General features: G+C 72.5%; 20 protein-coding genes. 6 read left to right on the top strand and 14 right to left on the bottom strand.

Annotation, left to right across the window (positions count from 1 at the left end):
* Positions 1 to 2: 2 nt before the first annotated feature.
* Together ACLQ2R_RS12180 and ACLQ2R_RS12175 are read right to left on the bottom strand one after the other, a co-directional pair.
* Positions 3 to 1,370 carry a sensor histidine kinase gene (locus ACLQ2R_RS12180; RefSeq protein ID WP_425959542.1) on the bottom strand — a complete coding sequence of 456 codons (1,368 nt, stop codon included), beginning with the start codon at positions 1,368 to 1,370 and terminating at the stop codon, positions 3 to 5.
* Positions 1,367 to 2,050: a response regulator transcription factor gene (locus tag ACLQ2R_RS12175; RefSeq protein ID WP_425959540.1), complete on the bottom strand. Its 684-nt coding sequence runs from the start codon at positions 2,048 to 2,050 to the stop codon at positions 1,367 to 1,369. Before ACLQ2R_RS12175 ends, ACLQ2R_RS12180 begins: the two co-directional genes overlap by 4 nt.
* 93 nt (positions 2,051 to 2,143) lie before the next feature.
* Between ACLQ2R_RS12175 and ACLQ2R_RS12170 the strand changes: the two genes are divergently transcribed.
* Together ACLQ2R_RS12170 and ACLQ2R_RS12165 are read left to right on the top strand one after the other, a co-directional pair.
* Complete coding sequence (locus ACLQ2R_RS12170; RefSeq protein WP_425959539.1) at positions 2,144 to 2,719, top strand: hypothetical protein; 576 nt, start codon at positions 2,144 to 2,146, stop codon at positions 2,717 to 2,719.
* 298 nt (positions 2,720 to 3,017) lie between these two features.
* Complete coding sequence (locus tag ACLQ2R_RS12165; protein WP_425959538.1) at positions 3,018 to 3,947, top strand: SPFH domain-containing protein; 930 nt, start codon at positions 3,018 to 3,020, stop codon at positions 3,945 to 3,947.
* 52 nt (positions 3,948 to 3,999) lie between these two features.
* On the opposite strand, the gene ACLQ2R_RS12160 is transcribed toward ACLQ2R_RS12165, so the two are convergent.
* The 6 genes from ACLQ2R_RS12160 to aceB all read right to left on the bottom strand — a co-directional run bounded on the left by ACLQ2R_RS12160 (position 4,000) and on the right by aceB (position 11,361).
* The gene (locus ACLQ2R_RS12160; protein WP_425959537.1) at positions 4,000 to 4,893 is read right to left on the bottom strand and encodes an IclR family transcriptional regulator; all 894 of its coding nucleotides are present in this window, start codon (positions 4,891 to 4,893) and stop codon (positions 4,000 to 4,002) included.
* Complete coding sequence (locus ACLQ2R_RS12155) at positions 4,890 to 6,149, bottom strand: (Fe-S)-binding protein (RefSeq protein ID WP_425959536.1); 1,260 nt, start codon at positions 6,147 to 6,149, stop codon at positions 4,890 to 4,892. Before ACLQ2R_RS12155 ends, ACLQ2R_RS12160 begins: the two co-directional genes overlap by 4 nt.
* Positions 6,149 to 7,549 carry an FAD-binding oxidoreductase gene (locus ACLQ2R_RS12150; RefSeq protein WP_425959535.1) on the bottom strand — a complete coding sequence of 467 codons (1,401 nt, stop codon included), beginning with the start codon at positions 7,547 to 7,549 and terminating at the stop codon, positions 6,149 to 6,151. Before ACLQ2R_RS12150 ends, ACLQ2R_RS12155 begins: the two co-directional genes overlap by 1 nt.
* Entirely contained in the window at positions 7,549 to 9,015 is a 1,467-nt protein-coding gene (locus ACLQ2R_RS12145; RefSeq protein WP_425959533.1) for an FAD-linked oxidase C-terminal domain-containing protein, read from the bottom strand. Before ACLQ2R_RS12145 ends, ACLQ2R_RS12150 begins: the two co-directional genes overlap by 1 nt.
* Positions 9,012 to 9,665 carry a DUF1016 N-terminal domain-containing protein gene (locus tag ACLQ2R_RS12140; RefSeq protein ID WP_425959532.1) on the bottom strand — a complete coding sequence of 218 codons (654 nt, stop codon included), beginning with the start codon at positions 9,663 to 9,665 and terminating at the stop codon, positions 9,012 to 9,014. Before ACLQ2R_RS12140 ends, ACLQ2R_RS12145 begins: the two co-directional genes overlap by 4 nt.
* A 109-nt stretch (positions 9,666 to 9,774) precedes the next feature.
* A complete protein-coding gene (gene aceB, locus ACLQ2R_RS12135; protein ID WP_425959531.1) occupies positions 9,775 to 11,361 on the bottom strand; it encodes a malate synthase A in 1,587 nt (528 codons plus the stop codon).
* A 322-nt stretch (positions 11,362 to 11,683) separates the two neighbouring features.
* On the opposite strand from aceB, the gene ACLQ2R_RS12130 reads away from it, so the two are divergent.
* Positions 11,684 to 12,370, top strand: coding sequence for a DUF4097 family beta strand repeat-containing protein (locus ACLQ2R_RS12130; RefSeq protein WP_425959529.1), 687 nt, complete (start codon positions 11,684 to 11,686; stop codon positions 12,368 to 12,370).
* A gap of 307 nt (positions 12,371 to 12,677) precedes the next feature.
* Positions 12,678 to 14,168 (top strand): GTPase HflX, encoded by a 1,491-nt coding sequence (hflX, locus tag ACLQ2R_RS12125; RefSeq protein WP_425959528.1) that lies wholly within the window; start codon positions 12,678 to 12,680, stop codon positions 14,166 to 14,168.
* A 123-nt stretch (positions 14,169 to 14,291) separates the two neighbouring features.
* Here the strand turns inward: hflX and ACLQ2R_RS12120 are convergent, their stop codons facing one another.
* Genes ACLQ2R_RS12120 through ACLQ2R_RS12095 form a run of 6 tightly spaced genes read right to left on the bottom strand, consistent with a single transcriptional unit; the run spans position 14,292 to position 20,183 of the window.
* On the bottom strand, positions 14,292 to 15,872 hold the full coding sequence (locus ACLQ2R_RS12120; RefSeq protein ID WP_425959527.1) for a SpoIIE family protein phosphatase: 1,581 nt from the start codon (positions 15,870 to 15,872) through the stop codon (positions 14,292 to 14,294).
* Positions 15,865 to 17,547, bottom strand: coding sequence for an ATP-binding response regulator (locus ACLQ2R_RS12115; protein ID WP_425959526.1), 1,683 nt, complete (start codon positions 17,545 to 17,547; stop codon positions 15,865 to 15,867). Before ACLQ2R_RS12115 ends, ACLQ2R_RS12120 begins: the two co-directional genes overlap by 8 nt.
* Complete coding sequence (locus tag ACLQ2R_RS12110) at positions 17,544 to 18,554, bottom strand: ATP-binding protein (RefSeq protein WP_425959524.1); 1,011 nt, start codon at positions 18,552 to 18,554, stop codon at positions 17,544 to 17,546. The genes ACLQ2R_RS12115 and ACLQ2R_RS12110 overlap by 4 nt, the downstream gene beginning before the upstream one ends.
* Positions 18,542 to 18,943, bottom strand: a complete 402-nt coding sequence (locus ACLQ2R_RS12105) for an anti-sigma regulatory factor (protein ID WP_425959522.1) — start codon at positions 18,941 to 18,943, stop codon at positions 18,542 to 18,544. The genes ACLQ2R_RS12110 and ACLQ2R_RS12105 overlap by 13 nt, the downstream gene beginning before the upstream one ends.
* The gene (locus tag ACLQ2R_RS12100; protein ID WP_425959521.1) at positions 18,940 to 19,320 is read right to left on the bottom strand and encodes an STAS domain-containing protein; all 381 of its coding nucleotides are present in this window, start codon (positions 19,318 to 19,320) and stop codon (positions 18,940 to 18,942) included. Before ACLQ2R_RS12100 ends, ACLQ2R_RS12105 begins: the two co-directional genes overlap by 4 nt.
* A complete protein-coding gene (locus ACLQ2R_RS12095; RefSeq protein WP_425959520.1) occupies positions 19,320 to 20,183 on the bottom strand; it encodes an STAS domain-containing protein in 864 nt (287 codons plus the stop codon). The genes ACLQ2R_RS12100 and ACLQ2R_RS12095 overlap by 1 nt, the downstream gene beginning before the upstream one ends.
* 734 nt (positions 20,184 to 20,917) lie before the next feature.
* On the opposite strand from ACLQ2R_RS12095, the gene hutI reads away from it, so the two are divergent.
* Positions 20,918 to 22,126 (top strand): imidazolonepropionase, encoded by a 1,209-nt coding sequence (gene hutI / locus ACLQ2R_RS12090; RefSeq protein ID WP_386231638.1) that lies wholly within the window; start codon positions 20,918 to 20,920, stop codon positions 22,124 to 22,126.
* Positions 22,127 to 22,210: 84 nt separating this feature from the next.
* The gene (locus ACLQ2R_RS12085; protein ID WP_425959519.1) at positions 22,211 to 23,092 is read left to right on the top strand and encodes a DegV family protein; all 882 of its coding nucleotides are present in this window, start codon (positions 22,211 to 22,213) and stop codon (positions 23,090 to 23,092) included.
* The last annotated feature ends 852 nt before the right edge of the window (positions 23,093 to 23,944 follow it).

Below are 23,944 nucleotides of genomic sequence, written 5' to 3'. Positions count from 1 at the left end.
CGTCACCGCCCGGGAGCGGGCTGTTCCCCGGGATCCGGACCGGCCGGTCCCTGCCCGGGACCCGGACCGGCGGGCCGTTCTGCGGGAGCCGGGCCGGTCGTCCGCTCCCCGGTGTTCCCGGCCGGCAGGAACAGCACCACCTCCGCACCGCCCCGCCCGGAGGTCCCCAGCGAGAGCGAGCCGCCCGCCGACTCGGCCGTGCGGCGGGCGATGTCCAGGCCGAGCCCGGTCGAGTCGGCCCCGCTCTCACCGCGCCTCGACGGATCGGACGTGGCGAAGCCGGGACCGGCGTCGGAGACGGCCAGCAGCGCGCCGCCCCGGGCCGTCTCCAGCCGTACGGAGAACGACACCCCCTCCGGGGTGTGCGCGAAGACGTTGCCGAGCAGCGCGTCCACGCAGGCGGCCAGATCGTCCTCGGCGACCCCGACCGACAGCGGGCCGGGCGCGAGGTCGAGGGTGAAGTGCCGCGACTGGTCCTCGGCCAGCACCGACCAGAACGCGACCCTGGCGCCGGTCACCGCCGCCGCGTCGCACTCGGCCCGGCCGCGCGCCCGCCGCCTCGCCTCGTTGATGATCGAGGTCACGGCACGCTCCAGGGCGTCCACCCGCGTCTCGATCCTGGACGACTCCTCCGGGTCGGCCAGCGACTCGGCCTCCAGCCTCAGCCCGGTCAGCGGCGTCCGCAGCCGGTGCGACAGGTCGGCGACGCCCTCCCGCTCCTCGGCCAGCAGGCCGGTGATCCGCTCCGCCAGGTGGTTGAGGGCGACCCCGACCGCCCGCACCTCGGCCGGGCCCTCGGGCACGGTCCTGGCCGACAGGTCGCCGGAGGCCAGCCGGTGCGACACCCCCGCGAGCGCGGTGATCGGCCTGATCACCGCGCGGGCCAGCCGGTCGCCGACCAGGACGCCCAGCACGACCAGCGCCAGGCCGAGCGCGGCGAGCCCGGCCCAGACCTGGAACACCCCCCTGGTCAGCCGGTCGTCGTCCAGGAAGACGCGGACCACCGCGGTGCCGCCGGACGCGACGCCCTGGACCGCGACCAGGATCTCCCGCCCGCCCGGCGCGGCGGCGGTGACGCTGCGGCCCAGCGAGGCCAGCTCCACGGCGGCGGAGCGCGGAGCGGGCACGCCGACCACCTGACCGCCGGGCAGGAAGACGGTGACCGGGTGCTCGGCCTGCTCGACGGTGAGCCCCAGGGTCTCGGCGTCCACCGCGCCGACCGCCACCGCGACCGACTGGGCCTCGCTCTCGGCCTCGCCGACCGCGGCGCCCGCCGCCACCGTGCGGACCAGGAGCGCCAGCGGGACCAGCAGCGCGATCAGCACCAGGGAGGTGGTCGCCGCGACCAGCAGGGTCAGCCAGCGCCTCATGCCGGAGCGGCCAGCCGCACGCCGACCCCCCTGACGGTGTGCAGGTAGCGCGGCTCCTGGGAGGTCTCGCCCAGCTTGCGGCGCAGCCACGACAGGTGGACGTCCACCGTCTTGTCGGCGCCCCCGTAGGGGATCTGCCAGACGTGGGTCAGCAGCTCCCGCTTGGTGACGACCTCGCCGGGGCGGGCGGCCAGGTAGTACAGCAGGTCGAACTCCCGGGGGCTGAGGTCGAGCGTCGTCCCCTCCAGCGTCGCCACCCGGGAGCGCGGGTCGATCCGCAGCCCCCCGACGGTGACCGAGCCGTCGGCCCGGTCCTCGCCCGCGGTCCGCCGGAGCACCGCCCGGATGCGGGCGTCGAGCTGGGCGGCGCTGAACGGCTTGACCACGTAGTCGTCCGCGCCCGCGTCCAGCAGCCTGACCATCTCGGTGTCGCCGTCCCGCGCGGTCGCCACGATCACCGGGACCCGGCTCACCGCGCGGAGCATCCGCAGCAGGTCCGCCCCGTCCAGGTCGGGCAGGCCGAGGTCGAGCACGACCAGGTCGGGGCGTTCCTCGACGGCCAGCCGCAGGCCGTCGAGGGCGGCCGAGGCGGACGACACGGCATGACCGCGATCACGCAGGCCCCGGGTGAGAGAGGTACGGATCGCGGCGTCGTCCTCGATGAGCAGCACGTTCGACATTTGCCGCCACGTTAGTCCCCTTCCGGGCCGAGCCGGAAGCCGGTTAGCGACTCCTTAACCCCGTCTTAGCGCCGGAGGTGGCAGGCTGGGCGCATGCGCAGGCGTTTCCTTCTGGCCGTGACCGGCTGGCTGGTCACCGGCCTCCTCGCCATCGGAGCGGGGGTGGCCGTGATCGACCGGCTCGGCGAGCCGTTGACGGACACCGGCCTGCGGCCGCTCTCGGCCGCCGAGGTCGACGAGGCCCTCGTCCTGGCCTCGTCCAGGCCCGGCGCCTCTCCGGCCCCCGCCCTCACCCCCGGAGCCCCGTCGCGGGCCACCCCGGGGGTCCCGTCCGCCTCCGCGGCCCCCGGCCCGGAGGTCACTCCCGCGCCGACCGTCACGGTGACCGTCACCCAGGCCCCCAGCGCGTCCGCCGGGCCCACCGGGCCCGCCGCGTCCGCCGGCAAGAGCGGTGTGATCGACACCGCGGGCGGGCGGGTCATCGCCCGGTGCCAGAACGCCCTGGTCACGCTCCGGTCGTGGAGCCCCGCCCAGGGATTCCAGGCCGACGACGTCGAACGCGGCCCCGCGAGCCGGGCCTACGTCGAGTTCGAGTCGGAGGAGCGCGAGGTCAAGGTCGAGGTGTACTGCGCGGCCGACGGCTCCCCCGCCCACCGCGTCCGCGCCTGACCGTCCCCGCGTCCCCGCGCAGCCGGACCGCGCCGCCGATCCGGACGCTCCTGCCCTGCCGTACGGCCTCGGGGCTGTGCGGCCGGACCGTCCCCAGGAGTCTCACGGGTGCGACGGGGGCGGGCAGGAGCAGCGCGTGCCCACGACGCAGGCGTCTCGCCGGAAGGAAATCGGACGGTGCCATGACGGGAGTGTGCCCGGACGCGCCTGTAAGCCACCGGTAACCGGCGTGGTGGCGCCGGTCATGGCATCGCAACACTAGGCTTCCACTCCTAAAACGGGTGTAAAGGGAGAGTCGATGAGCGCTCAGAAGGCCGGTGCCAACCGGCGGCCGCTGCTGAAGGGGGCGATCCTCGTGGTCGTCCTGCTGGTGGTCTCCGGATTCATGCTCAGCGCGTGCTCCCGGGTGAGCACCCAGCCCGACGAGGTCGTCCTGCACTACGCCGGAGGCACGTTCGAGGCCATCGAGTTCGAGAGGTGCATCAACCCCTCCAGCGGCGCCACGCTGCTCGGTCCCGGCGACCGGGGCTTCTCCTACCCGTTCGGCCAGCGGACCTTCGACTTCTCCGGGGCCGAGGACGCCGAGTCCAAGCCGCTGTCGGTGGTCTCCCGCGACAACGTCGAGATGACGGTCTCCGGGGTGGCGACGTTCACGCTGAACACCGACTGCAGGACGCTGCAGACCTTCCACGAGAAAATCGGCCTGAAGTTCGGCGCCTACTACGACGACGGGGAGTCCAGGGGCTGGCGGCGGATGCTCAACATCTACCTGCGGGTGCCGCTGGACCGGGCCATGGACGCCGCCTCGCAGGAGTTCGAGTGGCGCGGCCTGTTCAACGACCCCAAGGTGAAGCAGGCCTGGGAGACGCGGGTGGGCGAGCTCGCCCGGGCGTTCATCAAGGAGACGTCCGGCGGCGACTACTTCTGCAACCAGAACTACGCGGGCAGCGGGCAGTGCGGGGACATCTCCCTGACCATCCAGAAGCCCGAGCCGCCGGACACGCTGGTCGACGCCCTGGCCTCGGAGCAGGCGGCCAAGGCGGAGAACGTCGCGCAGACCCAGCGCAACGCCAAGGTCCGCACCGAGATCGAGTCGATCAAGGACCTGGTCAAGGTCCTCGGCCCGCAGGGGGCCGTGCTCTGGCAGGCGATCCAGAAGGGGCAGGTCAGCGTGGTTCCGGTGCCGCAGGGCAGCAACCTCAACATCACCCCGCCTCAGGGACGCTGACCCCGCGGCGTCGCGTCCCGGCCGGCCGCCGTTCAGGCCGGCCGGAGACGCGTCAGCCGGTCCCGTCGCCGTCGGGGAGGGCGGTGCCAGGGAAGGCGCCGGCGGGGGATGCGGTGGCGGTGGCGGGGGATGCGGTGACGGCGGGGGTGGAGGCGGTGACGGCGGGGGTGGCGCCGGTGGTGGAAGGGCCGGTGGCGTCGGTGACGGCGGGGCCGAGGCCCGCGCCGAACTCGCGCGCCATCGCGCGCATGTCCCCGGCCAGGCCCTCCAGGTCGAGCGCGGAGATCCGCTCGGCCGGGCCCGACACCGACAGCGCGGCGACCGTCCGCGACCCGTCGCGTACGCCGACCGCCAGGCAGCGCACGCCGATCTCCTCCTCGCCCAGGTCCGTCGCGTACCCCCGGTGCCGGACCCGCTCCAGCTCGGCGAGCATCCCCGGCAGGTCGGTGATGGTGTTGGCGGTCCTTCTCGGCATGCCGGTCCGCCCGACCAGCGACGCCACCTCGGCGTCGGGCCGGTCGGCCATCATCGCCTTGCCCACCGCGGTGCTGTGCGGCAGCACCCTCCTGCCGACCTCGGCGAACATCCGCAGCCTCCTGGGCGAGGACACCTGGGCGACGTACACCACGAAGTCGCCCTCCATCACCGCCAGGTTGGCCGTCTCGCCCGACAGCTCGACCAGCTTCGCCAGGTAGGGCTGCGCCCACACCGCGACCATGCGCTCGGCCACCCCGCCGAGCCGGACCAGCGCGCCGCCCAGGGCGTAGCGGCGGTCGGACTCCTGGCGCACGTACCCCCGCGCCAGCAGCGTGCGCAGCAACCGGTGGATCGTCCCGTACGGCAGGCCGGTCCTGGCCGCGATCTCCGACAGGCCAGCCTCCCCGCCCTGCTCGGCCAGCGCCTCCAGCACGTCCAGGGCCCGGTCGACCGACTGCACCGCGCTCACGGCACCCCCGCGAGCCCGCGCAGGGAGGCGTCGAGCACCTGGGCGGTGTGCGCCGCCGGGACGGGGGCGGCTCCCCGGCGGCCGATCGCCGCGGCGATCTGCATGGTGCAGCCGGGGTTGGCCGACACCAGCAGGTCGGCGCCGGTCTCCAGCACCCGCCCGGCCTTGCGGTCGCCCAGCTCGGCGGCGGTCTCCGGCTGGAAGATGTTGTACGTCCCCGCCGATCCGCAGCAGATCGCCGACTCGGAGATCTCCCGCAGCTCCAGGCCGGGGATGCCCGCCAGCAGCGCGCGCGGCTGGGACCGTACCCCCTGCGCGTGGGCCAGGTGGCAGGCGTCGTGGTAGGCCACGGTGAGCCGGAGCGGGTGCCGCTCGGCCACCGGCCCGAGCTCGGCCAGGTACTCGGCCAGGTCGACGGTCCTGATCGCCCGTGCCCGGCCGGCCCACCCGTCGCCGCCGGGACCCGCCGCCTCCGCGAGGATCTCGGCGTAGCCCTTCATCGTCGACCCGCAGCCGGCGGCGTTGACCACGATCGTGTCGACGCCGGCCCGTTCGAAGGCGGCGATCGTCCGCCTGGCCAGCCGCAGCGCCTGCCGCTCCTGGCCCGAGTGCAGCGACAGCGCCCCGCAGCAGCCCTGGCCGCGGGGGATCACCACGTCGCAGCCCTCCATCGCGAGCACCCGGGCGGTGGCCGCGTTGACCTGCGGGAAGAACTCCCCCTGCACGCACCCGGTGAGCATGCCGACCGTGGCCCTGCGCCGCCCCCGCGCCGTGACCCTGGACGGCAGCCGCACCCGGGCGGCGGGGGAGGGGGCGAGCTCGGCCATCGCCGCCAGGGACGGGTTGATCCGCTTGAGCCGGGGGGCGGCGGCGCGGCGCAGCGCGGCGCTCAGCCGCAGCGGCAGCCGCATCGCCCGCAGCCGCCGGGGGTAGGGGAAGAGCTGGAAGACCAGCGCCCGCAGCGCCCGGTCGTCCGGCTCGCGCACGTGCGTCCGCTCCACCTCGGCCCGGGTCTGCTCGATCAGCCGGTCGTAGCGCACCCCCGACGGGCAGGCCGGGACGCACGCCATGCAGCCCAGGCACGCGTCGAAGTGCCCGGCCATCTCCGGCGTCAGCGGCGTGCCCTCCACGTGCTGCCTCATCAGGTGGATCCGGCCGCGCGGGGAGTCCATCTCCTCGCCCCACAGGACGTACGTCGGGCACGAGGGCAGGCAGAACCCGCAGTGCACGCAGTCGTTGATGAGCTCCGGGTCCATCAGATCCCTCCCACGAACCGGCCGGGGGACATCCTCCGGCCGGGGTCGAACCGTTCCTTGACCCGGCGCATCAGCGGCAGCGCGCCCGACGGGCCCCATAGGTCGACCCCCCGGGCGAGCTCCGGCGGCGCGGCGAGCACGGTGAGCCCGCCGCCCAGGAGCGCGAGGTCGTCGCGCACGCCCGTCACGAAACCGGCGAACTCCACCCCGCCCACCTGCGGGGGCAGGGCGAGGCGCAGGACCGCCGAGGCCACCGAGCCGCGCACGCTCACCGGCAGCCCGCGGGCGGCGACGGCGCGCAGCGCCGGGTAGGCGGCGGCGGGCGGCACCCGCACCTCGGCGAGCACCTCCTCGCCCGACGACTCCGCCCACCAGGCCGGAGCCTCCGAGGACACCCACGCCGTCCCGTACGCCTCCATCGACGCGCGCACGGCCTCGGCCCGCGCGGCGGCGGCGACCCCTTCCAGGAGCACGCACACCGTGGGCGCGCCGCCGGCCGGATCGGGCCAGTCCAGCTCGATCGCGCTCGGCTCGGCCTGGGAGGACGCGAGCTCGGCGACCAGCGCGGGCAGCGCGGCGGCGGGCGGGGCGACACCGGCCCAGCGGCGGTCCGCCGGGAGCGGGTGCAGGCGGAAGACGGCCTCGGTGATGACGCCGAGCGTGCCGTACGAGCCGGTGAAGAGCTTGCCCAGGTCGTAGCCGGCGACGTTCTTGACGACGTTCCCGCCCGAGACGGCGACCGTGCCGTCGGCGAGCACGACGGTGACGCCGATCAGCAGGTCCCGGGGGGTGCCGTGACGGAACCTGCGGGGGCCGGCGTCCCCGGTGGCCAGCGTGCCGCCCACCGTCCCGCCGACGACGCCGTCCCGCCGTACGCCGTCCAGGGCCAGCTCCTGCCCCTCGCGCGAGAGCACGGCGGCCAGGGCGTCCAGCGACAGTCCCGCGCCGGTGCGCGCCACCAGGTCCCCGAAGGAGTGCTCGACGCCGGACCCGTCGCCGAGCAGCAGGCAGCAGGTGTCGAGCAGCAGGTCGCACCGCTCGGGGGGAGCCCCCCGGCCGAGCCTGGTGCCCTCGCCCGCGCAGACCACGGCCAGGTCGCACGCGGCCGAGACGCGCATCAGGGCGGCGACCTCGGCGGTGCTCTCGGGCAGGGCCACCCAGCGCGGCGGGACGCCGCCCACCGTGTCGCCGGGGCCGGCGTTCCTGATCGTCACGCCCGTCCCGCGCAGCGCCTCCAGGGCGTCCTGAGCGGCCGGGGTCCCCTGAGCGCCCGGGGTCTGTCGAGTGCCCGGAGTCTCCGGGGTCCGGGACGTCTCCGGGGTCTGGGGCGCCCCGGGCGCCCGCGTCGTTCCGGCGGGCGTTCCCGGTGTCCCGTCGGGTGTCCTCGGTGGTGATGCCATCAGAACTGCTCCGCCCGTCCGGACTCGACCAGCGGGTGCACGCCCTTGCGCACCCCGGGCACCTCGCCGCAGAGCCGGGGGGTCGGGAAGATCTTGCCCGGGTTCGACAGGCCGCGAGGGTCGAAGGCGCAGCGCACCAGCTGCATGGTGTCGAGGTCGTCGTCGGAGAACATCCTCGTCATGTAGCGGGACTTGTCGACGCCCACGCCGTGCTCGCCGGTGATGGAGCCGCCGTGCTCGATGCACAGGTCGAGGATCCTGCCCGAGACGGCCTCCGCCCGTTCGGCCGCGCCGGGTTCGGCGTCGTCGAAGAGCACCAGCGGGTGCAGGTTGCCGTCCCCGGCGTGGAAGACGTTCGCCACCCGGATGCCGTACTCCGCCGAGAGGGCGTCGATGCCGGCCAGCACGCCGGGCAGCGCGGTCCTGGGCACGACGCCGTCCTGCACGATGTAGGCGGGGCTGATCCGTCCCACCGCCGCGAACGCCGACTTGCGGCCCCGCCAGATCGCGGCCCGCTCCGCCGGGTCGTCGGCCACCCGCAGCTCGAACGCGCCACTGTCCCGGCAGATCCGTACGACCTCGGCGAACTGGTGCGCGACCTCCTCGGCGGGGCCGTCCAGCTCCACGATGAGCACCGCGCTGGCCCCCTCGGGATAGGCGCACGCCACGGCCGCCTCGGCCGCCTCGACGGCGAGCGCGTCCATCATCTCGATCGCGGCCGGTACGATGCCGCCGCCGATGATCGCCGACACCGCCCGCCCGCCCCCCTCGATGTCGGTGAACGCCGCGAGCAGCGTCGTGACGGTCTCCGGCAGGCGGCTCAGCCGGACGACGACCTTGGTCGCGATGCCCAGGGTGCCCTCCGAGCCGACGAACGCGCCCAGCAGGTCGTAGCCGGGATCGGCCTCGGAGAGCTCGACGAGGTCGCCGTCGGGGGTGACGATCTCCAGGCCGATCACGTGGTTGACGGTGAAGCCGTACTTCAGGCAGTGCGCGCCGCCGGAGTTCTCGGCCACGTTCCCGCCGATCGTGCAGACCTGCTGGCTGGAGGGGTCGGGCGCGTAGTAGCGGCCCCGGTCGCGGACCGCCTCGGTGATCGCCAGGTTGGTGACCCCCGGCTCCACCGTGGCCCGCCGGTTCGGCAGGTCGACCGAGAGGATCCGCCGCATCTTCGAGGTCACCACCAGCACCCCGTCGGATCGGGGCAGCGCCCCGCCCGACAGGCCGGTCCCGGCACCCCTGGCCACGAACGGCAGGCCGTACGCGTTGCAGATCCGCACCACGGCGGCGACCTGCTCGGCGCTTTCCGGCAGCACCACGACGCCGGGCGTGACCCGGTGGTGGGTCAGCCCGTCGCACTCGTAGGTGCGCAGCCGCACCGGGTCGGTGATCACCGACCCCGCGCCGAGGAGCTCGGTGAACCTGCGGACCGGCTCGTCCAGGGGTCCCTGGGGCGTCCCCGTCATCCGCGTCTCGAGTTCTCGCGCCGCGCGTGGGCGCCGGCGCTCTTGCCGGGCCCGGGCATCTCCCCCTCGGGACCCGAGGGACCCAGGGGACCCGGGGACCGGGGTTCGGAGGGCCCCCGCTGCAGGGACCGGCAGTCGGCCGACGGCGCGCCCCGCCCGCCGCCCCGGGGGGAGCGCCCCAGGCGCAGGTGCAGACGGCCTTTGATCATCGTGATGAGAACCCCCCTGGCCCATCCCTCCTCGGCGGTCCTGCGGGCGTAGAACTCTCTCGTCGACCGGGTGTCCAGCATGTCCAGCAGGACGATGTGGTGACCCCACGGTATAGGCCGTCCCGTTCTCGGCACAGCGTCGGGCCAGGCCGCCGCGAAGGCCCTCATGTAGAGCAGGTTGGTCCGCGAGTACCCCATGGCCTCGGGGAACGCGACGCGCAGGTCGGCCGAGAGCCGGGGAGCCACCTGCCTGCCCCAGTCGTCGTCGGGCTGGCGGTCGAGGAGGTGACGCCCGATCCGCCAGTACTGCCGGATCAGCTCCGCGTCGGTGGTGAGCAGCGCCACCCGCCCCCGGCTGCCCGCGATCTCGCGTTTGACGGCGTCGAGCAACGCTCCGTAGTCGCCGCGGCCCGTTTCCTCGCCGTTCCTGTCATCGGTCATGCACGCAAAGTATCCACTGGGCCGCGTCGGCGCACCCGCGGGCACCGGTCGTCCGGAGTGAGGAATCCCGCCCCGGGGATGAGGATTCCTCACCGTCGGAACAGTCATGTCACGGCATACGCGCATAAGCCGGGAGGGTAAGGAACTCCGCGAACGCGTCGTCCAGCGCGACCTCCTTGAACAACGCGGTGGCCTGCGCGTAGCGGACCTCGTCGTGACCGGGCTCCGCCGCGATCCCGGCGAGCTCCTCGTCGATGATCCGCTCGACCAGTTCCCTGGTGACCACGGCCCCGGTGTCGGACAGCTCGATGCCGTTGTGGATCCACTGCCAGATCTGCGAACGGGAGATCTCGGCGGTGGCGGCGTCCTCCATCAGGTTGTGGATCGCCACCGCGCCCAGCCCGCCCATCCAGGCGGCCAGGTAGCGCAGCGCCACGTCCACGTTGTTGCGCAGCCCCGCCTCGGTGATCTCACCGGGGGTCTTGGACACCGCGAGCAGGTCGGCCGCCGAGACGGTGACGTCCTCGCGCAGGCGGTCGAGCTGGTTCGGCCGGTCCCCCAGGACCGCGTCGAAGACGTCGCGGCAGACCGGCACCAGGTCGGGGTGGGCCACCCAGGAGCCGTCGAAGCCGTCGCCGGACTCGCGGGTCTTGTCGGCGGTGACCTTCTCCAGCGCGATCCGGTTGACCTCGGGGTCGCGGCGGGAGGGGATGAAGGCGGCCATCCCGCCGATGGCGTGGGCGCCGCGCCGGTGGCAGGTGCTGACCAGGAGCTCGGTGTAGGCGCGCATGAACGGGGCGGTCATCGTCACCGCGTTCCGCTCGGGCAGCAGGAACTCCCGGCCGCGGGTGCGGAACTTCTTGATCACGCTGAACAGGTAGTCCCAGCGGCCCGCGTTCAGACCGGCCGAGTGGTCGCGGAGCTCGTAGAGGATCTCCTCCATCTCGAACGCGGCCGGGTAGGTCTCGATGAGCACCGTCGCCCGGACGGTGCCCTGGGGGATGCCCAGCAGGTCCTGCGCCCGGACGAAGACGTCGTTCCAGAGCCGGGCCTCCAGGTGGGACTCGATCTTGGGCAGGTAGAAGTAGGGGCCCTTGCCCTTGGCCGTCTGCCGCTGCGCCGAGTGGAAGAAGTAGAGGCCGAAGTCGACCAGGGACGCCGACAGCGGGGCGCCGTCGAGGGTGAGGTGCTTCTCGTCCAGGTGCCATCCGCGGGGGCGGACCACGATGGTGGCCAGCTCGGCGTCCGGCCTGAGGGCGTAGCTCTTCTCCCCGGCGGTGAAGTCGATGGTCCGGTCGAGCGCGTCACGCAGGTTGAGCTGGCCGCTGACGGTGTTCTCCCAGGTGGGGGAGTTGGCGTCCTCGAAGTCGGCCAGCCAGACCTTGGCACCGGAGTTCAGCGCGTTGATCGTCATCTTCCGGTCGACCGGGCCGGTGATCTCCACGCGGCGGTCCACCAGGCCGGGCGCGGGCGGTGCGACACGCCACTCGGACTCGCGCACGTGCCTGGTGGAGGGCAGGAAGTCGAGGGTGGCGCCCGCCGAGAGCTCGGCCTGCCTGTCCTGGCGAGCCTGGAGCAGCTCCAGTCGCCGGCCGTCGAACTCGCGCTGGAGGGTGGCCAGGAAGGCCAGCGCCTCCGGCGTGAGGATCTCGTCGAAGCGGTCCTGCGAGGGGCCGCCGATCTCAACGCCGTTCATGGGCCCTCTTTCCGTGTTTTCCACATGGTGGAAAAATTATTCTGAAGTGTGGAAACCAGGGTACGTGACGGCTTCCGGGCCGGTCAAAGGCGGGGTGGGCACGAGCAGGAGAGCCCGGAGGAGGCCGGTGGGAAAGTCCCGGGAAACCCCGCGGGGGAACCGTCTCAGGGCGGATCCTCAGGGGAGAGCCCGGGGATACCCCGATATCCCCGGCGCCCGTTCCGGGCCAGAGTTGGATCAGTCGGATCGGCGCCCCCGGCGGAACGGGGGAGCGGACGGCGCGAGGGGGGCGAGACCTCCCGGAAAGCCGAGGATTGCACCCATGAAGAGGAACACACTCGTCGCCGGAGCGCTCCTGGGGTCGGTGTTCGTGCTCTCCGGATGCGAGTTCGCCCTGGACTTCCGCGATCGCCAGCAGGACGTCGTCTCCTACGACGTTGCGGGGGGCGTGAAGGCCCTGGACGTCGAATCCGGTTCCGGCGACATCGTGGTGACCGAGTCGGACCGTTCCGGCGTCCACGTGACCGAGACCATCCACTGGCGCGGCGAGAAGCCGTCCACCGAGCACCCCGTGAACGACGGCACGCTGACCCTGCGCTACCGGTGCGACGGGCGTAGCTGCTCGGTCGACTACAAGGTCGAGGTCCCGCGAGGGGTGTCGGCCGACCTCGACGCCGGGTCGGGCACCGTCACGCTGCGCGGGCTGACCGGGCAGGTGAAGGCGGTGGCCGGCTCCGGTGACATCGAGGCGGCGGACCTGGGCTCCAAGCGCTTCGCCGCCGAGGCCGGCTCAGGGGACGTCGAGGCGAGGTTCACCGTCGCGCCCGACAGCGTGGAGATCGAGGCCGGCTCCGGCGACGCCGTGGCCCGCGTCCCCGCGGGCGGCTACAACGTGACCACCGAGACCGGCTCCGGTGACAGCAGCGTCGAGGTGACCAAGGACCCCTCCTCGCCCCGCAGGATCACGGTCAAGGCCGGCTCCGGCGACGCCCGGGTCCTGCTCCCCTGAGCCCGGCGCCGCCCGGTCCCGCTTCCCCGGGACCGGCGGCGCCCGGGTTTCGCTTTCCCGGGACCGGCGACGCCGGTCCCGCCCCACCGCCCGGGTTTCGCTTTCCCGGGACCGGCGACGCCGGTCCCGCCCCACCGCCCGGGTTCCGGGGGTGGCGGCCCTCACCGTGCCCCCGGGGATCGCCGGTGCCCGCTCCCGCGGTGTCCTCACGGCCCCGGACGCGGCGGCGTATAACCGGGTGATGGCCGAGGGGTTCCCGTGGCACCATCGAGGGGAAGAGACCCGGGGTGTTCGGGCGTTCACTCTTATGAGCGTTCCTCACAGGGAGAGAACGCCCACGGAACGACCATCTGAACGGAGCGACGACATAGACACTCGTGAGCCGCTGGACATCGACCGATTCGACGACCTGCTCGACACCGGAGAGCTGGACCTGGCCGACCGCCAGGCTCTGCGCCGGGTGGCGGGCCTCTCCACGGAGCTGGAAGACGTCACCGAGGTCGAATACCGCCAGCTGAGGCTTGAGCGGGTCGTCCTGGTCGGCGTCTGGACCTCCGGTACGGCGATCGACGCCGAGAACTCCCTCCTGGAGCTCAAGCTCCTGGCCGAGACCGCGGGTTCAGAGGTTCTGGAGGGCGTCATCCAACGCCGCCAGAAGCCCGACACTGCGACCTACATCGGTTCCGGCAAGGCCCGGGAGCTCGCCGACATCGTCTCCGCCACCGGCGCCGACACCGTGGTGTGCGACGGCGAGCTGAGCCCCGGCCAGCTCCGCCAGCTCGAGGAGATCGTCAAGGTCAAGGTCATCGACCGGACCATGCTGATCCTCGACATCTTCGCCCAGCACGCCAAGAGCCGCGAGGGCAAGGCGCAGGTCGAGCTCGCGCAGCTCAACTACCTGCTGCCGCGCCTGCGAGGCTGGGGTGGCAACCTGTCCCGTCAGGTCGGCGGCCGTGCGGCCGGCGGCGTCGGCATGGGCGGCCGTGGCCCCGGTGAGACCAAGATCGAGCTGGACCGGCGGCGGATCCGCGAGCGGATGGCCAAGCTGCGCCGCCAGATCGGCGAGATGACCACCGCCCGCGTGACCAAGCGGTCCAGGCGCCTGCAGCGCGAGGTGCCCGCCGTGGCCATCGCCGGGTACACCAACGCCGGCAAGTCCTCGCTGCTGAACCGGCTGACCGGCGCGGGGGTGCTGGTGGAGGACGCCCTGTTCGCCACCCTGGACCCGACGGTCCGCCGGGCGCACACGCCCGACGGCCGCCTGTTCACGCTGGCCGACACCGTCGGGTTCGTCCGGCACCTGCCGCACCAGCTCGTGGAGGCGTTCCGCTCGACCCTGGAGGAGGTCGGCGACGCCGACCTGATCCTGCACGTGGTCGACGGCTCGCATCCCGACCCCGAGTCGCAGCTCACCGCGGTACGCGAGGTGATCGGCGACATCGAGGACGCCCGCGACATCCCGGAGATCGTGGTCATCAACAAGGCCGACACCGCCGACCCGGTGGTGCTGGCCCGGCTGGTCGCGCGGGAGAAGCACACCGTGGTGGTCTCGGCCCGCACCGGCGCCGGGATCGAGGAGCTGCGGGCCGTGATCGAGCGGGAGCTGCCCCGCTTCGACCAGGAGGTCACGCTGCTGGTGCCGTACGAGCGCGGCGACCTGATCTCCCGGGCGCACCGGGAGGGCGAGGTGCTGGACGTCGAGCACACCGGGGACGGCACGGTCCTGCACGCCAGGGTGCTGCCCGGCCTCTTCGCCGAGCTGGAGAAGAGCGCCAAGCCGGTCGAGACCGTCGCCTGAGCGCGCCGAGCACGCCGAGCGCGCCCGGGGGTACGTACCCCCGGGCGCGCTCGGCGTGACGGACCGCGTCCGCCGACAGCGCGGCCCGGCGGCGGACCGGTGGTGGACCGGCGGCGGCGGATATCAGGTCTCGCGCCGGAACATCACCAGCGCCACGTCGTCCTCGCGCGCGCCGAAGCGTTCGATCAGCCGGTCGCAGAAGACCTCCAGGTCCTGCTGCGGCTGCTCCTCGGCCAGTCGCCGTACGATCTCCAGGCTCTCGTCGAGCAGCTTGTCGCGGTCCTCGATGAGCCCGTCGGTGAACATCAGCACCGAGCCGCCCGCGGGCACCCGGACCCGGTCGACCCGGTAGGTCTCCTGGGCCACGCCCAGCAGGAGGTTGCCCAGGCGGTGGTACTCGGCCTTGCCGCCGTCGACGAAGAGGGGCGGGATGTGGCCGGCGTTGGAGAGCTCCATCTCCCCGGTCGCCGGGTCGAGCAGCAGCAGGCACACGGTGGCGGTCATACCGGGGTGGTAGCGCCGCAGCACCTCGTTGAGCAGCGCCATCGACGCGCCGAGGTCGGAGGTGCCGATGATCGAGGCGCGCAGCGCGTGGCGCAGCTCCGCCATGACGGTGGCGGCCAGCAGGGAGTGTCCCTGCACGTCGCCGATGGCGATGAGCACCCGGTGGCCCATCCGCAGGACCTCGTAGAAGTCGCCGCCGACCTCGACGTTGTCGACCGCGGGCTGGTACCGCCAGCTGATCGAGAGCCCGCCGACCTCGGGGATCCGCGACGGCAGCAGGCTCCGCTGCAGGGTCAGGGCGATGGCGTGCTCCTCGGCGTAGGCGCGCAGCGCGTCCACGGCCAGGGCGAGGGCCTGGCCGAGCTGGCGCAGCACGTTGGACTCGTCGGAGTCCAGCGGCGGCACGCCCTCCACCCCCAGGTACACCGGGGGCCTGCCCAGCTTGGTACGGCACACCACGGCCGAGACGTCGCCGTCGATCGTCGCGTCCGGCATCAGCTCCAGCCACTCGGCGGCGGGGACGGCGAAAACCTCGGTCCCGGCGGCGCTGCCCAGCGACATCGCGCTCAGCCGCGACAGCGTGTCCGGCGCCGCGACCTTCGCCACGACGTGACCCTCGGGGGGCAGGGCGGCGAACCTGCGGGTCCGGCCGTCCGGCGGCAGGGCGAGCGTGCCCGCCTGCCTGCCCAGGATGCGGACGGTCCCCTCGACGGCCGTGCCGAGGAGCTCGTCGAACGTCTCGGCGGAGTTCATCGAGAGCGTCACCTCGGTGAGGGCGGCCAGCCGCTTCGCCATCAGCTCGGCGCGCTTGCGGGCGCGGTAGTAGCGCAGCGTCGCCGCGACCGTCGCGGCGAACTCGTCCGGCTCGACCGGCTCGGCCAGGTAGGCGTCCGCGCCGCGTTCGAGCCCCTGGGCACGGTCGGCGGGGGTGATCGCGGCCCCGGAGATCTGGATGACCGGGATCGAGGAGGTCGACGCGTCCGCCTTGATCTGCTCGCAGACCTCGTACCCGCTGATGTCGGGGAGCCGTACGTCCAGCACGACCAGGTCCGGCATGAGCTCCCTGACCTTGGCGATCGCCTCCATGCCGCCGGTCGCCTGAACGACGCGGTGCCCCGAGCGGCGCAGCCAGCTGGAGAGGATGTACAGCTTGGTCGGCGTGTCGTCCACGACGAGCACCGTCGCCCCGTCCTCACTCACCGGCGCGTTCCAGAACGCTCTCGATCGCCCCGAGCAGGGTGTCACGGCGGAGCCCCTGCTTGGAGACCACCATGCGCGTCCCCTCGGGCACCTGGTACGACGTGGCGACGGTCACGATGATCACCGGGACCTCGCGCAGCCGCTCGTCGTCGGACATCCGCGCCATCAGCGCGCTGCCGTCGAGCCGGGGCATCAGCAGGTCGACCAGCGCGAGGTCGGGCGGGTGCTCGCCCATCACCTCCAGCGCCATCAGACCGTCGGCGGCCTCGTCGATGTGCCCGGCGACGCCGGTGAGCATCCGCCGCACCGTGGCGCGGAACTCCTCGTCGTCGTCCACGACGAGCACCCGGCCGACCATGGGGGCGCTGCCGTGCCGGTAGGGGAGCCTGAGGGTGACCGCGGTGCCGGAGCCGGGGACGCTGGCCAGGTGCAGCGTGCCGCCGAGCGCCTCGGCCAGCCGGCGGGCGTACGGCAGGCCCAGGCCGGTCCCCTTGCTGCGCACCTGGATCGGCCCGGGCACCTGGAAGAACTCCTCGAAGACACGCTCCAGGTGCTCCTCGGGCACGCCGATCCCGGTGTCGGTCACGGTGAAGGCCACGGTGTGGGTGGCCGCGTCGAGCACGGCCTCCAGCCTGACCTCGCCCCGCTCGGTGAACTTCAGCGCGTTGGACAGCAGGTTGCGCAGGATGCGGGTGAGCATCACCTCGTCCACCAGCATCTCCCTGGGCGCCCGCGAGACCTCCACGGTGAGCTCCACGGCGTCGCTGCCGGCGGTGGGGTCCAGCGTCATGCGCAGCCGCTCGGCCAGCTCCACCAGGTCGACCACGGTGGGCTGGGGGACGAGCCGGCCGGCCTCCGCCTTGGCCATGTCGAGCAGCTCGCTCACCAGCGCCAGCAGGGTCTGCGCGGAGGAGCCGATCAGGTCGATCTGGTGGAGCTGCTCCTCGGCCAGGGGCTCGCCGCCGGGACCGACCAGCAGGCGCACCAAGCCGATGATCGAGTTCAGCGGGGTGCGCAGCTCGTGGCTGACCGTGGCCCAGAACCTGTTCTTCGCCTCGCCCGCGGCCCGCAGCTGCGCGGACTTCTCGTCCAGCTCGGCGTACAGCGCGACCACGCCGCGGTTGGTCTCCTCCAGCTCCTCCGAGAGCTGGTTGTACAGCGCCAGCACGCCCTGGTTGGTCTCCTCCAGCTCGGTGTTGAGCTGCAGGACCTCCTGCAGGGTCTCGGCGAGCTCGCGGTTCTGCCGGCGCAGCTCCTCCAGGGCCGTGGTGGGCGTCGCTCCGGCGAGGCTCGCGCGGATCTCCTCGGCCGAGCGCCTCGGCCCGCGGCCCTGGGGGAGCCGCTTGACCATGCGTATTCTTCCCTCGGCGGGATCGAGCTCGATGAGGTCCACCAGGCGCCCCGCCAGCGTGACGCCGTCGGCAGGACGGAAGCCGGCGGTGGCGGAGAACTCGATCGTGACCGTCAGGGCCTCCTGCCCCAGGCGGAAGGCGAACGAGGCGCCGCTGCCCGCCTCCAGCAGCTCCCTGCCGATCTCGCTCAGCGCGGTGGCCACCCGGATCTGGTCCTGGGTGTCCAGCCCGACGCTTCCGGCCACCTCGCGGCCGAGCTTGCGCATGGCGAAGACGTCCTGGTCGTCCTTGACGAGGATCCGGATCAACTCGTCCCCGTTCATACGCCGGGCCTGACGACGACCACGCAGGCGTCGTCCCTGCGGGTTCCGGCCTCGCGCAGCAGCGTACCCGCGACGACGGAGGGCGGCCGGGTGACGAGCCCGGGATAGTTGGTGATGTCCCAGCGTTCGGACAACCCGTCGGAGTGCAGCATGACCACGCCGTGCTTCGGCACGGTGTACTCGTACTGGCGCAGCGTCCTGGCCTTGTGGCCGGCGATGCCCGGCACCGAGATCATGCCCTGGCGGCCGTCGCCGTGGACGATCCACGCGGAGACGTTGCCCAGGCCGGCGAAGCTCACCGTGCCCGCCGCCCCGTCGATGCGGGCCACGGCGACCGCGCCGCCCCTGGTGTGGCCGAGGCCGAGGTGGACGCGCTCCAGGACGGTGACCGGGGCCAGCTCGGAGTGCAGCTGGAAGAGCCGTACCGCCTCGGAGGAGGCCTGGGCGGCCGCGGGGCCGTGACCGAGGCCGTCGCAGAGCATCACGGTCGTCACCGGGCCCGCCTCGGCGATCACGAAGGCGTCGCCGCAGACGGTCTCCTCGCCGATCGGCCGGGTCAGGCCGCTCACCCGGGACGGGGGCCGCTCGGCGCCCTGGGCGGTGAAGTACATGCCGAGCACGGTGCCGCGGCCGAGCACGGAGTACACCTCGTACCCGCTGGCCATGCGGGCGATGCCGCCCAGCCCGATGCCCAGGGTGCCCGTCGTGGAGTAGCCGTCGCGCAGGGCCCGCGAGACGTCGCGCATCCCCGGGCCCTTGTCGATCGCGATGACCTCGACCGCCGACTCCAGCTCCAGGTGGGGGCGGATCAGCATGACACCCTCGACGGCGTGCTTGACCAGGTTGGAGGCGGCCTCGCTGACCGCGACCGCCACCCGGCCGGTGTCCTCCTCGCTGAACCCCCTGTTCTCGGCGAGCGCCACCGCGCTGCGGCGGAGCGCGCCGATGGCGCTGGCGTCCTCGGCCCTGACCCAGACGTCGTGCCGTGAACGGATCAGCGCGCCCATTTCGTCACCGTGATCAGCGTGCCCTCACCGGGAGTGGATTCCAGGGCGAACTCGTCGACCAGGCGGCGTGAACCGCTCAGGCCGAGCCCGAGGCCGCCACCGGTGGTCCACCCGTCGGTCAGCGCCTGATCGATGTCGGGGATGCCGGGGCCGTTGTCGCTGAAGGTCATCCGCAGGCCCTGCCGTACCCCCTTGTGGACGACCTCGACCCGCACCTGGCCGCCCCCGGCGTAGACCAGGGCGTTGCGGGCCAGCTCGCTGGCCGCGGTCACCACCTTGGTCTGGTCGACCAGTGAGAGTCCCACCTTCACGGCGACGGTCCTGACGTGCTGGCGGACCAGCACGACGTCGCCGTTGGCGTTGATGGGAAGGTCCTCGGCGCTCGTCACAGGGAGGCCGTCGCGCTCTGGGAGCCCTCGATCTGGTTCAGCAGCGCGACACCCTTCTCCAGGTTGAGCGCGGTGCGCACCCCGCCGAGCGACAGGCCGAGCTCGACGAGGGTGATCGCCACCGCGGGCCGCATGCCCACGACGATCGTCTCGGCGTCGAGCATCCGGGAGATCGCCGCGATGGTGGCCAGCATCCGGCCGATGAAGGAGTCGACGATCTCCACGGCGGTGATGTCGATGATCACCCCGCGTGCGCCGGTCTCGACGACCCTCTCCGACAGGTCCTCCTGGAGCGCGAGCACGCTCAGGTCCTGCAGGTCGATCTGGATGGAGACGATCAGGATGTCACCGAGTTTGAGGATGGGGACGCGATCCATCAGGCCTCCACCGTCCGTACGGCGATGCGGGACGCCCCGCCCTTGGTGAACGTGACGCCGCTCGCGCGCAGCGTATGGGCCAGCGCGTCGGCGAGGGTGGCCTTGGTCACGATGTCACCGAACTCGATGCCCAGGGTGACGATGGTGTGGGCGATCTGGGGGCGGATGCCGGAGATGACGCACTCGGCGCCCATCAGCCGGGCCGCGACCACGGTCTTGAGCAGGTGCTGGGCGACCTCGGTGTCCACGGCGGGCACGCCGGTGATGTCGATCACCGCGTGCTCGGAGCCGGTGTCGACGAGCGTCTGCAGCAGCTTCTCCATGACGACCTGGGTCCTGGCCGAGTCGAGCGTTCCGACCAGCGGCACCGCGACGATGCCGTCCCACAGCTTGACGACCGGGGTGGAGAGCTCCAGGAGCTGCTCCGCCTGATCAATGATGATCTTCTCCCTGGCCGACGCGTAGCTCTCCACGGTGAAGAGCCCGAGGTCGTCGATCACCCGGGAGAACCAGATGAAACCTCGCATGGCCTCGGAGGAGCCGTCCTCCTCGACGCTCTCGTAGAGCGCCTCCTTCAGGCCGAACACCATGAGCGCGGTCTCGGTCGGGGTGAACCCCTGGCGGGCGCGCGTACGGGAGAGCTCGGCCAGCAGGCCGCGCAGGTCGCTGAGGTCGCCGGAGTCCTCGAACGACCGGCGCACCGCCCCGTAGAGCTCGCGGAGCTGGTCGTTCAGCTCGACGCGGTCGGACTGGCCGCCCGCCGACGAACCGACGATCTCGATCCAGCGCTTGAAGACACGCTCCTGGTGTTCCTGGAAAAGCTCTTCGATGCGACGCCGACCGGCGTCCGCGTGGACGGACAAGAGAACTCCCTGCGTCGCGCTACCTGTAGACAACTCGTTCGAAAGGTTACAGGGAGCGTTCCGTCCGTGGCCGCTTTCGGGAGGTGGACGGGGCTCTCACCGGGACGCCGTGATCGCTTCGGCGGCTCGGGCCGTCCGGGGTACCGCCGGAGTGCTCGTGATCCCGGATCACACACGGGGGCTTGCGCGGCGGCGAATCAGCTTAGAGGGGTCGACGGGATCGTTTCAATGGCGTCGCTTGCGTCGAAGAGTGGATCTGAGGTGGACTACCAAAGTCTCAAAACGTACAAACTTCGCAAAAGCGACAGTGGTAGGTCAAGGTTTGGATTGCTACCATAAGGCAAATCCAGCGAGATGTTATGACGCAAGTTGCTCGGGTGACTACTGTTACGCAGGATGAGGAAGTAGTCTGAGCTGTGGAAAGGTGCTCAGCGCCGAGTCCGGTCGTCATGCCCGCGGGTGAGGCGCGGTCGCGGCGAGGCGGCGTTCTTCCCAATTAGCCTGTACAGCGGGCCGACTTGTGAAATAACGTAACTGAACTGAAATCACCCGATCATGATCCTGACGATACTGTCGCCGCACCACTGGTATGCGGATGAGAGCAGGAGACCCCCGATGCCGTCCGGACTCACAGCGGGCTCGAAGGGTACGGTGCCCGGAAATGTCCGGGTCGGACCGTCCCGCCCGGGAGCGGTCCTCCACCGGGTGTCCCCCGAACACAAGGCGGTGATGCGATGACGGTCCGCCTTCTGACCAACATCGGCCGGCTCTGGACCGGGAACGATGTGTTCAGCAACGCGGCGATCCTCGTGCACAACGACCGGATCGCCTGGATCGGCCGCGCCGCCGATCTCCCTCAGAGCGTGCCCGGCGTCGTCGACGACATCGTCGACGTCGACCACGTCGAGAACCTGGGCGGCGCCCTGGTCACCCCCGGCCTGATCGACGCGCACACCCATCCCGTCTACGCGGGCAACCGCTACGCCGAGATGGCGATGCGCTCCGGTGGCTCCACCCCCTCCGCGATCACCGCGGCGGGCGGCGGTATCGGCTCCACCGTCACGGTCACCCGGGGAACCGACCCCTGGACGCTCTGCAACGGCGTCCGCGAGCGGTTGCGCGAGTGGCTGCTCAACGGCACCACCACCGTCGAGGCCAAGACCGGCTACCACCTCACCCGCGACGGCGAGCTGGCCGACGTGCGTCTCCTGCGCGAGCTGGAGAAGGAGCCGATGATGCCGCGCGTGCACGTGACCTTCATGGCCGCGCACGTCGTCCCGCCGGAGTACTTCGGACGCCAGCGCGACTACGTCGAGGCGGTCGGCTCCTGGTGCGCCGACGCGGCCGCGGCGGGCGCCAACGGCGTCGACGTCTACTGCGACGAGGGCCACTTCACCGCGGAGGAGGCCCGCTGGGTCCTGGCCTCCGGGCGCAACGTGGGCCTGCTGCCCCGCATCCACGCCGGTGCCTACACCCGCCGCGGCGCCGTGCAGCTCGCCGCGGAACTCGGCTGCGCCTCCGCCGACCTGCTCCACCACACCACCGACGAGGACATCTCCATCATGGCCCGCTACGGCGTCCCCGCCGTGGTGTGCCCGGGAACGGCCCTGCAGCGAGGCAGCCTGCCCCCGGTCCGCCGGATGCTCGCCCAGGGGGTCACCGTGGCCCTCGGCAGCGACCACAACCCCGGTCACTGCGGCATCACCTCGATGTCGCTGGTCATCAGCCTCGCCGTGGCGGCCTTCGGCATGAGCGTCGGCGACGCCCTCCGCGCCGCCACCCTCGGAGGCGCCACCGTCCTCGGCGCCCCGGACCGCGGCGTGCTCGCCCCCGGTCGCCTGGCCGACATCGTCCAGTGGGACGCCGACCACGAGGGCGCCTTCGCCTGGGCCTTCGGCCTCAAGCCCCGCAAGGTCTGGCGCGGCGGCACCCCCGTCCAGTAGTCCCCCACCACGTCTTCTCTCACCTCCAGGTCCGCTCCCTCACCCCGTCTCCTTCGTGTGACCTCCTCCGGGTAGCTTCGGGACATGCCACCGGTCGCCGTCGTCACGGACTCCACCGCCTACCTGCCGCCCCAGGAGGTCTCCGGCCTGGGGATCACGGTGGTGCCCCTCCAGGTGGTGGTGGGGGGCAGGCCGTTCGACGACATCGCGCAGATCGACGGTGTGAGCGTGGGCGAGGCGCTCAGGGAATGGGTCCCGGTGACGACCTCCAGGCCCGCGCCGCGTCGCTTCACGGAGGCCTACGCCAAGGCGGCGGCCGACGGGGCGAGTGCCGTCGTCTCCGTCCACCTGTCGTCGGAGATGTCGGGCACGGTCGAGGCGGCCCGCGCCGGAGCCGAGGACTCCCCGATCCCGGTCGAGGTCGTCGACAGCCGATCCATCGCCATGGGCCTGGGGTTCCCCGTCCTCGCCGCCGCCGGTGCCGCCGCCGCGGGCGCGACACGCTCGGAGGTGGCGGACGCCGCCCGCCGCACCGCGGAGTCGGCCCGCAGCTTCTTCTACGTCGACACGCTGGAGTACCTGCGCAGGGGAGGCCGGATCGGGGCGGCGGCGGGCCTTCTGGGCTCGGCTCTGATGATCAAGCCGATCCTGCACATCTCCGACGGGACGATCTCTCCCTTGGAGAAGGTCCGCACGGCGGCCCGCGCCATCGGCCGCCTCGAGGACCTGGCCGTCGCGGCGGCGGGGGGCGCTCCGGTGGAGATCGCGGTCCAGCACCTCGGTGCCGCAGCCCGGGCCGAGACACTGGCCGCGCGGCTGTCCCGGCGCCTGCCCACCCTGGCCCGTCTCGTCGTCGTCGAGGTCGGTCCGGTCATCGGCGCCCACGTCGGGCCCGGCATGCTCGGCATCACCGTCTCGCCGCCCGCCGCCGACGGTTCCGGCTCTCGGGAGCCGCGGCTTCCCTGACGGGTTCTCGGTGATTCCCCGTCGTGCCGGCCTCTCTGTCCGGTTCCTGGTCGGGCTCTTGAGTCCTTTTCCCGGGCGGGCCTCCGGACCGGTCACCGAGCCGGTTTCGTGAACCCGTTTCTCGTACGGGGCGGTGAGCGGCTTCACGAACCGATCCGGGTGTGGCTCCTCGGCCGGTCGGCCCGTCCGCCGGTTATCCCCAGAATCTGATTCGCCACGACGGCCTCAGGCACCACCGCCGTAGCGTCCTGCGGGTGCGGACCACAGGGCAGAACATCGAGAGCTTCCGAGCCGAGTCACGGCTGCGGACGCTGACGGGGCATGGATCGCCCGTCCCGGAGCTCCCTCCACCCCGTTCCGCCCGCCCGCCTTCCTCACCTCGCCCGGCCTCTTCACCCCGCCCGGCCTCTTCACCCCGCCCGGCCTCTTCACCCCGCCCGGCCTCTTCACCCCGCCCGGTCTCTTCGCTCCATCCGGTCGATCACCCTGCCTCGGCCGATCGTCCTCGAACAGCTGATCACCTTCGGTCGGGCGGTCACCCCCGATCGGCCTCTCTCACCGACCCGCTCCCTCCTTCCCGATCCACCGAGCCCTTCTCCGACTCCCGGCAGGGCACTCCGACCAGCCCTGACGCCTCACATCGCCCGCTCGCCGAAGAGGAGAAAGAGGCGATGACCGGTGGCCCGTTCCTCGGGCACGGGACGGCCGGTCGGACGGGCACATCCCGGCATGACCGGAGAGATCCCCTTGACCGGAGAGATCCCCTTGACCGAGGGGATCCCCTTGATCGGCGGGACCCTCATGACCGGTGGGATCCTCTCGACCGGCAGGACCGACGGGACCCGCACGACC

This window comes from Streptosporangium sp. DT93, assembly GCF_049844535.1.
In the GTDB taxonomy this organism is placed as follows: Bacteria; Actinomycetota; Actinomycetes; order Streptosporangiales; family Streptosporangiaceae; genus Streptosporangium.
Note: the sequence above shows the minus strand (reverse complement) of the source record. Positions and strands in the feature narration are given on the sequence as shown.